General features: G+C 62.7%; 11 protein-coding genes. 4 read left to right on the top strand and 7 right to left on the bottom strand.

Annotated elements, in window-relative coordinates:
* Positions 1 to 4 precede the first annotated feature (4 nt).
* The 5 genes from NYP07_RS03395 to NYP07_RS03375 form a co-directional block, all read right to left on the bottom strand.
* Positions 5 to 1,081, bottom strand: a complete 1,077-nt coding sequence (locus NYP07_RS03395) for a hypothetical protein (RefSeq protein WP_268147435.1) — start codon at positions 1,079 to 1,081, stop codon at positions 5 to 7.
* Between the two features lie 16 nt (positions 1,082 to 1,097).
* Positions 1,098 to 2,366, bottom strand: a complete 1,269-nt coding sequence (locus NYP07_RS03390) for an O-antigen translocase (protein WP_268147434.1) — start codon at positions 2,364 to 2,366, stop codon at positions 1,098 to 1,100.
* 21 nt (positions 2,367 to 2,387) lie between these two features.
* Complete coding sequence (locus NYP07_RS03385; RefSeq protein WP_268147432.1) at positions 2,388 to 3,485, bottom strand: DegT/DnrJ/EryC1/StrS family aminotransferase; 1,098 nt, start codon at positions 3,483 to 3,485, stop codon at positions 2,388 to 2,390.
* Positions 3,486 to 3,794: 309 nt separating this feature from the next.
* Entirely contained in the window at positions 3,795 to 4,949 is a 1,155-nt protein-coding gene (locus tag NYP07_RS03380; protein ID WP_268147430.1) for a Wzz/FepE/Etk N-terminal domain-containing protein, read from the bottom strand.
* On the bottom strand, positions 4,949 to 6,826 hold the full coding sequence (locus NYP07_RS03375) for an SLBB domain-containing protein (protein ID WP_268147428.1): 1,878 nt from the start codon (positions 6,824 to 6,826) through the stop codon (positions 4,949 to 4,951). Before NYP07_RS03375 ends, NYP07_RS03380 begins: the two co-directional genes overlap by 1 nt.
* Positions 6,827 to 6,963: 137 nt before the next feature.
* Here NYP07_RS03375 and NYP07_RS03370 point away from each other — a divergent pair, with 137 nt between their 5' ends.
* Together NYP07_RS03370 and NYP07_RS03365 are read left to right on the top strand one after the other, a co-directional pair.
* Positions 6,964 to 8,055 (top strand): MraY family glycosyltransferase, encoded by a 1,092-nt coding sequence (locus NYP07_RS03370; RefSeq protein ID WP_268147426.1) that lies wholly within the window; start codon positions 6,964 to 6,966, stop codon positions 8,053 to 8,055.
* 37 nt (positions 8,056 to 8,092) lie between these two features.
* Positions 8,093 to 9,556 carry a DEAD/DEAH box helicase gene (locus NYP07_RS03365; RefSeq protein WP_268147424.1) on the top strand — a complete coding sequence of 488 codons (1,464 nt, stop codon included), beginning with the start codon at positions 8,093 to 8,095 and terminating at the stop codon, positions 9,554 to 9,556.
* Here the strand turns inward: NYP07_RS03365 and NYP07_RS03360 are convergent.
* Positions 9,553 to 10,311: an SAM-dependent methyltransferase gene (locus tag NYP07_RS03360; RefSeq protein WP_268147422.1), complete on the bottom strand. Its 759-nt coding sequence runs from the start codon at positions 10,309 to 10,311 to the stop codon at positions 9,553 to 9,555. The two genes, NYP07_RS03365 and NYP07_RS03360, sit on opposite strands and share 4 nt — an antisense overlap.
* Positions 10,308 to 10,883 carry a Maf family nucleotide pyrophosphatase gene (locus NYP07_RS03355; RefSeq protein ID WP_268147420.1) on the bottom strand — a complete coding sequence of 192 codons (576 nt, stop codon included), beginning with the start codon at positions 10,881 to 10,883 and terminating at the stop codon, positions 10,308 to 10,310. The genes NYP07_RS03360 and NYP07_RS03355 overlap by 4 nt, the downstream gene beginning before the upstream one ends.
* Positions 10,884 to 10,915: 32 nt before the next feature.
* On the opposite strand from NYP07_RS03355, the gene NYP07_RS03350 reads away from it, so the two are divergent.
* Together NYP07_RS03350 and rpmF are read left to right on the top strand one after the other, a co-directional pair.
* Positions 10,916 to 11,467 (top strand): YceD family protein, encoded by a 552-nt coding sequence (locus tag NYP07_RS03350; protein WP_268147419.1) that lies wholly within the window; start codon positions 10,916 to 10,918, stop codon positions 11,465 to 11,467.
* A 162-nt stretch (positions 11,468 to 11,629) separates the two neighbouring features.
* A complete protein-coding gene (gene rpmF, locus NYP07_RS03345) occupies positions 11,630 to 11,815 on the top strand; it encodes a 50S ribosomal protein L32 (protein ID WP_056876082.1) in 186 nt (61 codons plus the stop codon).
* The last annotated feature ends 19 nt before the right edge of the window (positions 11,816 to 11,834 follow it).

Genomic DNA, 11,834 nt, shown 5'->3' with positions numbered 1-11,834 from the left:
CGATTCAATCTCGGAGCGGCAGGGCCACCTCAGCGAAATGGCGCGCAATGCCAACATGATCATGGCGCTCGTGTGCCATTGCCTTGATTTGGGCCGCGTCGACAGGTCGCTCAAGGTAGGCGCGAAGGGCTTGATCTACCACCAAAGCATCCTCTTGGGACGAACCGGTGATTTTCATTGGCACGATGCCGGTTCCGACAAAGTCCGCCGGTACATGCGCAGCGGTATATCCGAATGCGACCGGAGTTCCCAGCATCAAGCTTATCGCTCCCGCCATGCCATAGCCATTGGCGAAAAACTGATCCAGCACCATACTCGAGTTTCGCACAAGGCCGAGGAATTCGACAAAAGGCATGCGCGGGGTAATGCAGACGAGATCACGTAGCCGGTCGTCTTGCGACAGCATTTTTTCGAGCAGCTTCGTCCCCTTAAACCCTACACGGTTGGTGCCGTGCATTACCGGCGCGCTAGGTCGGATCGCTGTCGCTTCGTTCGCCAGAGTTTCAATGTATTCAGCATCGACAGGAAAATGTAATGGCGCTGTGATGCGTTCACTCTTGACGGGATAGAGCTTTGCGCTCTCGGCATACACGCTGGTAAAGGGCACGATGGTCGTGGTTTCGCGCAGCATGCGTTCAAGGAAGGGCCATTGAGACGCTTCAAACTTGCAGCGTTCCGATTTCAAATCGTGTACCTTGCATTCCTTGCACAAGACGGTGTGCTGATACGCGCCATGAAAACGATCGCTGCAACCTGCATGAAGGAGGATTGTCTGGCCGACGTGGTCCATCAGCCGTTCAAGCATCAGTCCGTTGGCAAATCGACTAAAGATGTATTCAGTTGCAAGAATCAGGACGTCCGTGGGCCGAAGGAGCTTCTGCAGCTCGGCGAGCCCGCGAATCTGATTGACTACTGATCCTGCCTTGCTTTTTGCCGGGGTCCAGATGTTATGGCCTCGCGGCAAATTCTTCCAATGATCACCATTGGAAAACAGTATCACTTCATGGCCGATCGCGGCAAGGCCACGGCTGAGAAATAGCGACAGACCGCTATAGTCTCCAACGAACACCAATCTGGACATTGTCGATTCTGGTCTATTATGAAGTCTTGACTTCGTTATCGCGGAGATACTTGCAAACGATGAGGGCGTACATGGCCGCGAGATAAATCAGATAGTTGGCTGCGTATCCAATGGTTAGACCTTGAAATCCAAACCAATGAGACATGGCGACGGTCAATCCGCAGTACTGAAGGCCAAAGTAGATCTCTGTAATAATGAACCAGCTGGTCATTGCCTTGCCTACCATGACATAGGCCAACATCCAGCTGGCGACCTTGACGACATCCCCCAGCAACTGCCAGGCAAATAATTCCTGCATCGGCATGAATGTCGATGCAAATAGTGTCGTTATGATTAAGTCGCGAAATACGTATAGGGTCAGCGCGGCAATGATGACGATGGGTAATATAAGTTTGTAGCCGGCTTTCAACTCGGCTTTAAGAGCGCTTGGGTTGAGAAGTTCGGATATGCGCGGAAGATAATAAATCGAGAGCGTTGTGGTCGCCAGGCTTAAATATGTTGCGCTGATCCTCTGGGTTGCCTCCCAGAAGCCCGCGTATGTGTTCCCGTAAGTGTCGATGGCATATGAGCGGACAGCTATTTGGGCTAGCGGCGTCACTAGCGCGGAGGTGACTGCCATAAGTGCGAATTGGCCGAGGCGCTTTGCGACGTCTAGATCAATCGATCCGAAGAGCGTGGACGCTCTGAACCAAAGTGTTCGCCAGCAAATGACAATCGTGACGACAAAGATTGCCGCCTGATTAAGACACAGCGATACGAGCGCGCCATAAAGGCCCCAGGCCACAACAAATAGCCCGGTCACCAAGAGCCCCAAAATGGCGCCGACAATATTTGCGGCAATGAACCGATTTATATCCTTTCGGCCGTTCAATATTGCAATCAGCAAGCCGTTGAAAGAAAAAAGGGAGAGGGATGCAGCAAGCCAGAGAAATATGGGTGCCAGGTTGATGTCATGGAGTAGGGCCTTTGCGAGTGGTTCTCTCAAAAGCGCCAATATCACGGCGGCCAAACCTGAGCCCAGCACCGTGATGGTGCCTGCTGTCCGCGAAACAGATATCTGGCGTTGTTCATCGCCGGTGTATTCAGCTGTGTACTTGGTCACTCCCGTATTGATGCCGCCCGAAGCGAAGGTCTGCAGCATCGCCAACACATTCTGGAACTGGCCGATCACCGTGTAGCCGCCTGGGCCGACATAGATCGCTAAAATTTTGTTCAGCAGCAGCCCCGTGCCCAAGCGAATAGCTACGGCGATACCGTTAAGGACGCTGGTCCGTACAAGATTCATTTGCGCAGGAGGCAAGGAGTGCTAAATCGCAGCGCGCAATGCGCGAACAACCGTATCTGCGTCGGCGACGGACATCGTGGGTCCGATCGGCAGGCTGAGCACTTGTTCGTGAATACGCTCAGCGATTGGCATCGCGCCGACTGGAATTTCCAGTGAGCGATATGCAGGTTGTGCGTGCGGTGGGATCGGGTAGTGGATCATCGTGCCAATGCTGGCCTGGGCAAGAGCATTTGCGACGCGGTCGCGCTGATGATGGCGAATTACGTACAGATGCCAAACTGGATCACAGCCGGATGCGACGGCGGGCAAAATGAGCCCTTCGATCCCCTTCAATTCCCGATTGTAATATGCTGCAATTTCTGCGCGATGTGCGTTGTCTGCATCCAAGAGTGGCAGCTTCTCACGCAGAAAAGCGGACTGCAGTTCATCAAGGCGCGAGTTGTAGCCGATGATCTCGTTGTGATATTTGAGTCGCGAGCCATAGTTGCGCAGAACCCGGAGTTGATCCGCCAGAGCGTCGTCGTTCGTTGTCACGGCGCCGGCGTCACCAAGTGCTCCCAAATTCTTTCCGGGATAAAAACTAAAGCCGGCCGCATCACCTAGGGAACCCGCTCGCCGTCCATTGATCCGCGCTCCATGAGCCTGCGCTGCGTCTTCAAGTACTTTGAGACCATGGCGCCGGGCAAGCGCCATTAATGATTCCATTTGAGCTGTTTGCCCGTACAGGTGAACCGCGACGATCGCTCGCGTGCGCGGCGTAATGGCCGCCGCCACCCGCGCGGGATCGATGTTATATGTCCCTTCGTCTGGCTCTACGGGCACGGGCTTCGCTCCCGTGTAGGTAACTGCGAGCCATGTGGCGATATAGGTATTGGAAGGAACGAGCACTTCATCGCCCGGACCGATGCCCCAGGCACGTAGCACCAGATGCAAGGCTTCCAAGCCATTGGCTACCCCTACGGCATGGCGGGCTCCGCAGTATTGTGCGAACTCGCGCTCGAAGGTTTCAGTTTCTTTGCCAAGAATCAGCCATCCCGAGTCAAGGACGCGGTCAAATGCCGCGTGAAAGGCCTCGCGCTGACGAAGATTAATGCTTTTCAGGTCGAGAAAGGGGATCATTTGAGATTTCGCAACTGTTTGAACAATGAGAGAACCGCGTATGATGTGTCATTGACCATCATGCCGGCGCTGTGAGGAGTTGAATGCTCATGTCGGCCAGGTACTCTTATTCTGGGTGGCGCCAAGGTACCCATAAGGTACCCGCGCTTGCTTAGGTCCCCTTACGGGGTTCGGAGGCGAGCTTTCCCGAGGCTCAGCCATTGGTTGGCGAGGGCGCATGCTCTGCGGCCTGCAGGCGAAGTGGTCCGGGCGTTTGATCGCTTATAGCTGGGCTAAGGCTTGGGCGTGATGCGCGACAGGCTGTAAATATCAGAGCGTTTGAATCTGTTTGGTCAGGCGCATATGCGCCACAATCGCCCAGGCGGCCATCACGAATCCAGAGATCAATGCTGCAGCGAGTGCGACCAGGGTACGCTTGGGCCTGCTTTTGAGTTCCGGAGGCGTCGCCTTGTCTACGACCTGGATAAGTGTGCCTTCCCGGCTTTCATCCAGTCGGGCGAGTTCATATTGACGTGCAAACAGATCAAACAAGGTTTCCTGATACTTGAATTCCCGATACTTGCTGACGTAGCTTGAATCTGCTCCGCGACCGCTGCTGTCGTCCCGCTGTTCCACGCGGGCCAATTCCGCGCGGAGGGTGGCAAGTGCGGCCTGCTGTTGGAGGAGTTCCGGGGTGTTACCCATCAGCACCTTCTGCATGGCCTGCAACTTCGCGTCGGCAGCCGTAACCCCAGTTTTCAGTCGTGCGTACTCCTCGGCAGCAGCCTTCGGTTCGACTTTTATTGCACTCTGAGAAAATCCGCTGCCTTGTAGGGCGATTTGAGCCTGGGTCAGTCGCCCTTTGGCCGCGAGCATCTGCCCTTCGAAAAAGGCTCGTCGCTGTTGCGCTTCTGTAAGGGCGAACTGACTCGTCACTCGATGAAGCTCTTCTACGTGAGCGTTGGCCATATCGGCGGCGCGTTTGGGATCATTGTCGTCAACGTCCACGCCGATTAGATTGTCCTTCTTGCCGACCGTGAAGTGGACGTTATTCGTTAATTCTTTGCGGGCATGAACCCGATATTTCACATCGTAAACTCGCATCAAGTCGAATTTATCAATGATGCTGTCCTGTACGTTCACGCTCTGCATCAACGCGACATATTGGTCGCCTGGGGTTCGCAGGGCGCCGCCGCCTATTAGTCCAGTCAATGGCCCCAGTGCAGCCAGTGCCGACGCCGCAGCGCTTTGCTGCTGCTGAGGCAACAAGAACACGGTGTGCGCTGTGAATGTAGGTGGTATCAGATAGGTCACGCCTAGGGCGCAGGCTCCAACGACAACGGGGACCGTGACCAAGCGCTGCCAACGCGCCGCCAGCGCAACTGTCATCTCTGACAGGCTGAGGCCGTTCTCTTCAGAGGAAGGCTCCGCACCCTGGCGCGGTGGAAAATTAGGAGCGTGATTCAAAGTGGTCTCTGCCTTCATCAGTTCTTGATGGTCTTCAATGCCGCCGCACCCAAGCCGAACTGATACAGGATCTGCGTCCAGTCTTTGGCCTCCTGGATGAACGTCGTCTTGTTCATCTCCTCCGGAACGAAGACGGTGTCGCCGGGCAAAGCCTGCAGGCCGGCAAACCCGGAGCCGAAGCTCACCCAGCCGCTGCTGCTCTGGCGAGCGCTGATCACCGAGCCATTGGCGCGGATCACGAAGACGCTGCCAACGTCGGCGCCGCGTGTTGGGCCGCCAGCCTGCTTGAGCATGTCGTCCACGGTGCTGCCGTCGCGCAACAGGTAGCTGCCGCCGTTGAACACGCTCCCGAAAACACCAACGGTGTTGGGCCGTGCCGGAACGTAAAGCCGGTCCCCTTCCTCGACTTGAAGTGCAGGCAAATCGCGGGTCCCTTGATCCAATTGCAGCACGATTCGGCCAGTGGGGCGGGCGGCCCTCAGGCGGTCAATCAGTCTCGCCGTGCCCATCGCACGCTGGGCTTGTGCTGCGGCTTCGTCTGCGGAGCCTGCTCGCTGCGTGGACGTGCTGCGCGTGAGTTCAATCTCAAGGTCGCGCAGGGCCCGGTCGTAGTTCTCTTCCTGGGTCTTGCGCACGCTCTCGCGCGAGAAATCGGTGCCGAACACATAAGCCTGCGGCGTGAAGCCCCCAGCCACGCGGATCGCATCCTGCAGCGTGCTCGTGGGCGAGAGCACGTAGTCGCCCGGCCGGGCCACTTCCCCTTCGACGCGCACGCGCTTGTACTGCTTGACCTGTGGTAGCGCGACGATGACGCCGCTGAAAGCTCGCAACACGTCGCCGTCGGAGAGCTTCTGGCCAGCATCGGCCGGCAACGCGAGTTCGACGACGCGGCGGTCATTGCGTTCGCTGAGCCGCTCGATCGAAATGCGGCTGTGATCGGCCACAGCGGTCAGCCCGCCGACAATGTTCAGCGCGTCGGCGATGGTCTCACTGCCTTTCAGTTCGACGACGGCCGGCTTGTTGACGCTGCCGAGCACTGCCACTTGGGGCCCGATGGGGCCGATGTGCAGCACGTCGTCGGCCTGTAGCGGCACATCAGCGCTTTTGTCGCCCTTGACCAGCAGGTCGTAGAGATCGAAACGGCTCACGATCTGGCCGCCGCGGCGCAACTCGATGCTGCGGAAGCTGCCTGCCTCAGACGGCCCTCCGGCCTGGATCAGGCCGGCCATCAGTGTCGCCAGACTGCTGACGGTATAGGCGCCGGGGCGCGCGGTAAAGCCGGTCACGTAGTAGCGGATGCTGCGCAGCCGGCCGAGTGTGGCGCTGAGCTGGAAGTTCTTGAACACCTGCCCGACACGGCGGCTCAGCAGGTCGCTCAGGTCAGCCAGCTTCACGCCGGCGACCACGACAGGGCCGACGCGTGGGATGACGATGCGCCCGGCGCGGTCGACGGTAAGGCGCAGGTCAGCGTCAATCGAACCCCAGGCAGTCACCTGGACCTCGTCGCCGACGCCAACGGTGTAGTCGGAGGGCACCTGGCGGCTCGCTTCGAGAGAGGCGGCCGTGCCACGGCTGCCCAGCATCAGATCGCTGCCGAGGCGCCGGACTTCAATGCCCGGACCGGCCAGCAAGCTGGCGTAGGCCTCGAACTCGCTGACAATTGGTTTGGTTGCGTGCCTGCTGCCGGCGCCGCGTTCGAGGACGGGGGGAGCGTCAGTCGCGTCGCTTGCCGTTGCGTCCTCACGCGAAGCCGCTGTTGACCTGTTGACGAGGCGAATGGGCCCACTCGGTGCAGAGGCCTGCGAGTCGGTGTCGACTTGTGCAGCGGCCGGCTGGCTGGCAGCCAGGGCCGCTGCGATCAGGCATGTATATGCAAGATTCCAGCTCAAGTGCATCGCAAGTCGGGAAAAGGTGAGGTGGAGGCCGGGCAAACGCAGCGCGGCCGGAGGGCGAAGCCCAGCATTCTACGGGTGCGCTCCGTGCGCCTTCTACAGCATTCGTCAGATGAGGGCGGCCGTTAAACTTCGCGCCAATGCTCTATCTGCTGATCTCCTTCTTCGTGGCGGCGGTGGTTACCCTGCTCGTCATCCATTCGGCGCGCTCGCACGCTCACCTCTCCGCCGATCTCGACCTGTCAGGCCCCCAGAAATTCCACGCAACTCCGGTGCCCAGAATCGGCGGAACGGGAATGTTCACCGGTCTGGCCTGTTGCGTCGGCGTCGCTGCCTTCGCCAAGCACCCCGACTGGAAGTTCGGCGGTCTGCTGCTGCTTTGCGGCCTGCCGGCCTTTGTGGCTGGCCTGATCGAGGACCTGACCAAGCGCGTCTCTCCTGGCAAGCGCTTGCTTGCCACCGCTGTATCCGCGGCGCTGGGCATCTGGCTGCTGGGTGCCATGATCACCAAGACCGACGTCCCGGGCCTCGATTGGGTGGTCTCCACGGTCGTCGGGGCCTACTTCGCCACGGTGTTCACCGTCGCCGGCGTGGCGAACTCGGTCAACATCATCGACGGCTTCAACGGCCTGTCGTCGATGTGCGTGAGCCTGATGCTGCTGGTGTTTGCCTATGTGGCCTATCAGGTCGGCGACCTGACGCTGGCGCTGTGGGCGCTGGCCGGCGTCGGCGCGGCGCTGGGCTTCTTCGTCTGGAACTTCCCCTCGGGCCTGATCTTCCTCGGCGACGGCGGGGCGTACTTCCTGGGCTTCTACCTCGCAGAAATCGGCATCCTGCTGATCGCCCGCAATGCCGAGGTCTCGCCGCTGTTCCCGTTGATGGTCTGCATCTACCCGGTGTTCGAGACGGTGTTCTCGATCTACCGCCGCAAGGTCGTGCGCGCCGTGCCACCGGGCCTGCCCGACGGCATCCACCTGCATTCGCTGATCTACCGCCGCCTGATGCGCTGGGCCATCGGCGCCAGGGATGCGCGCGCGATGACGCGCCGCAACTCGATGACGGCGCCCTATCTGTGGATGCTTTGCGTGTCCTCCCTGGTACCCGCGCTGGCCTTCTGGGACTCGACGCCGATGATCGCCGCCTGCATGGGGCTGTTCGGTCTGACCTATGTCGCGCTCTACCGCCGCATCGTGCGCTTCAAGACGCCGAAATGGCTGGTCGTGAACCGCTGAAACCCCCATCTGGGCCAGCCAGCGATAATCGAGGGCTATGAGCGAAACCGCTTCCCAGACTGAAACTCCCGTCGTCGACGCCCCGCCGGCTCGCTTCGACACCCTCCCTCTCGACGCCAAGCTGCTGCGCGCCGTGGCCGATTCCGGCTACCTGACGATGACGCCCATCCAGGCCAAGGCGATCCCCATCGTGCTGCAGGGCCGCGACGTCATGGGCGCCGCGCAGACCGGCACCGGCAAGACGGCCGCCTTCTCGATCCCGCTGCTGCAGCGCATGCTCAAGTACGAGAACCCGAGCGTGTCGCCGGCCCGCCATCCGGTGCGGGCCCTCGTGCTGGCGCCGACGCGCGAGCTGGCCGATCAGGTCGCCGACAACGTCAAGAAATACGCCAAGCACACCCAGCTGCGTTCGGTCGTCGTCTTCGGCGGCGTCGACATGAAGCCGCAGACCGCTGCGCTGAAGGCCGGCGTCGAGGTGCTGATCGCCACGCCGGGGCGCCTGCTGGACCACATCGAGGCCAAGAACTGCGTGCTGAACCAGGTCGAGTACGTCGTGCTCGACGAGGCCGACCGCATGCTCGACATCGGCTTCCTGCCCGACCTGCAGCGCATCCTGAGCTTCCTGCCCAAGGCGCGCCAGACCCTGCTGTTCTCGGCCACTTTCTCGCCCGAGATCAAGCGGCTGGCGCAGAGCTATCTGCAGGACCCCATCCTCGTCGAGACGGCCCGCCCCAACCAGACGGCCTCCACCGTCGAACAGCGCTTCATCAGCGCGAGCGACGACGACAAGCGCGCGATCATCAAGCAGATCCTGAAGGAGCGGGCTATCCGCCAGGCCATCGTGTTCGGCAACTCCAAGCTCGGCGTCGCCCGGCTGGCGCGTGCCTTCGAGCGCGACGGCCTGCGCACGGCGGCTCTGCATGGCGACAAGTCTCAGGACGAGCGCCTGAAGTCGCTGGACGCCTTCAAGCGCGGCGAGGTGGACCTGCTCGTCGCGACCGACGTGGCCGCGCGCGGCCTGGACATCGCCGACCTGCCGGCGGTCTTCAATTTCGACGTGCCCTTCAACGCTGAGGACTATGTGCACCGCATCGGCCGCACCGGCCGCGCGGGCGCGTCGGGCCTGGCGGTCACGCTGGTGACCAAGGCCGATGCGCGCCTGGTGGCAGACATCGAGAAGCTCATCAAGCGCAAGATCGACCTCGACCCTTTCGAGCTGCAGGACAGCCGGCCGCCGCGCTTCGAGCGTCGCCGCCACGACGAGGACGAGACCGCGAGCAGCCGGCCCGCGCCGCGTACCCCGGCCTTCCGTCCGCCCGCGCCGCCCAAGGACCCGTTCTTCGACAAGCCCTACGAGGCCAGCGCGGCCTCCGGCGAGCCGCCGGCCTGGGAAAAGGCCAAGTCCGCAGCGCCGGCCAAGGGCCTGTCCAGCTACATCAAGCCCAAGAAGCAGGTGGCGGCGCTGTTCGGTGCCAAGAAACCGGCGCCCGTCGAGGGTTAGGCCAATAAGGCAAAGACCGCCGGAATGCGGTCGGGCAGGGCGGCCGCGCTGCCCTTCTTCCAATCCGCCACCGTCGCGGTGCGCGTCCAACCGCCGGGCAGGGTCAGGCCGACGCTGATCGACAACCGCGTGCCGGGCTTCAGCGCCGCCAGCAGGGCCTGCCGCAGTGCTTCGTTGCGGTAGGGCGTCTCGATCAGCAGCTGGGTTTGCTGGGCCTTGGCCGACAAGGCTTCAAGCTCGCGGATGCGCGCCGCGCGGGCGCCGGCATCCACCGGCAGATAGCCGACGAACGCAAAGCTCTGGCCGTTGAGTCCGCTGGCCGCCAGCGCCAGCAGCAACGAGCTTGGCCCGGACAGCGGCACGACCTCGATGCCCGCCGCGTGCGCAAGCGCCACCAGGCGCGCGCCCGGGTCGGCCACGGCCGGCAGGCCGGCCTCCGAGATCAGCCCGACATCGTGGCCCGCGAGAGCCGGCGCCAGCAGCGCCTGCCAGGCGGCCGTGTCGTCGCCCGCCGCACGGCCCTTGGCGGCCCGCGGCAGTTCGGCGATCTGCAGGGCCTGCAGCGGCTGCGCCAGCGGCGTGATCGCGCCGACGCGCTTCAGCAGCGAACGCGTCGTCTTCGCGTTCTCGGCCGCCCAGTGGGTCAGCCGCGCCGCCATGGCTATGACGCGTTGCGGCAGCACCTCGCTCAGGTCCAGGCTGTCGTCCACGCCGAAGTCCAGCGTGTTGGGCATCAGGATCAGCCGGCCCTTCATGCCAGCGGCTCCAGGCCGGCGCGGCGCAGCAGCGCGCAGGTGCGGATCAGCGGCAGGCCGATCAGTGCGGTCGGGTCGTCGGACTCGACGGCCTCCAGCAACGCGATGCCCAGGCTCTCGACCTTGGCGCTGCCGGCGCAGTCATAGGGTTGGTCGGCACGCAGATAGGCCTCAATGGCCGCGTCGCTCAGCTCGCGAACGCGCACCCGCACCTCGGCCCGCTCGATGGCCGCCAGGCCCGGCGCGACGACCGCGACGGCGGTCTGGAAAACGACCTCCCGGCCGCTCATCTGGCGCAGTTGTTCGGCGGCGCGTTCGTGGCCGCCGGGCTTGCCGATGGCCGCGCCGCCCAGGTCGGCCACCTGGTCCGAGCCGATGACGATGGCGCCCGGGTGCGCCGCGGCGACGACGCGGGCCTTGGCCAGGGCCAGCCGCTCGGCCAGCGCCGCCGGGGCCTCGCCGGGCAGGGCGGTTTCGTCCACCTCGGGCGCCACGGTCTCGAAGGGCAGGCGCAGTCGGCTCAGCAGTTCCTGGCGGTAGCGCGAGGTCGAGGCGAGGATCAATGCGGGCATCGCGGCATTGTCCCCCGCCTAAACTCCGGCCCATGAAATCGCGCGCCTTTGTTCCCGAGAAGCTCGACCTCGCCGCGTTCGCACATGACGGCGCCAGCCTGCAGGGCGAATGGCCCGCGGCATCGCTGGAGCGCCTGGCCGAATCGGCCGCGCCCGAGGCGCCGGCCAGCGGCTGGCCGGCGCTGAGCTGGAGCCTGCACGGCGAGATCCGCCAGCCCAAGGCCGCGGCGGTCCAGACCTGGCTGCACGTCACGGCCTCCGCCCAGGTCGCGCAGACCTGCCAGCGCTGCCTGAAGCCGGTGCAGGAGACTGTCGACGTCGACCGCTGGATCCGTTTCGTCGACACCGAGGCCGAGGCCGCCGCGCTGGATGCCGACAGCGACGACGATGTGCTGGCCCTGCCGCGCCATCTCGATGCCCGCGAGCTCATCGAGGACGAGCTGCTGCTGGCCCTGCCGCTGGTGCCTCGCCACGAGCACTGCCCGGAGCCGCTGGCGCATGCCGACGAGGTGGGCGACGCAGCGCCCGAGGAGCGTCCCAATCCCTTCGCCGCGCTGGCCGCGCTCAAGCGCAAGGGCGATTGACGGCCATGCCTGGCGTGCCGCTTCTGCTGTCCGGAGCGGGGATGTCTTGGCGATCCGGGCTTTCGCTGCTACACTCATGGGCTTTTCTGCGGCCTGGAGTTCGAGCTTTGCCCTCACTCCCCGGGGTCGCGCCCCCAAACCCCGCAGATTTCGGAGAATTTCATGGCCGTTCAGCAAAACAAGAAGTCGCCCTCCAAGCGCGGCATGCACCGTTCCCACAATGCCCTGGTGACCCCGGGCACGGCCATCGAGCCGACGACCGGCGAAGTGCATCTGCGTCACCACATCAGCCCCACCGGCTTCTACCGTGGTCGCAAGGTGCTGAAGAGCAAGGCCGACGCGGCCTGATGACGCTCGGCGTCGCCTG

The organism is Pelomonas aquatica, from assembly GCF_026712205.1.
Taxonomy (GTDB): Bacteria; Pseudomonadota; Gammaproteobacteria; order Burkholderiales; family Burkholderiaceae_C; genus Pelomonas; species Pelomonas aquatica.
This window is presented reverse-complemented; position numbering and strand designations above follow the sequence as displayed.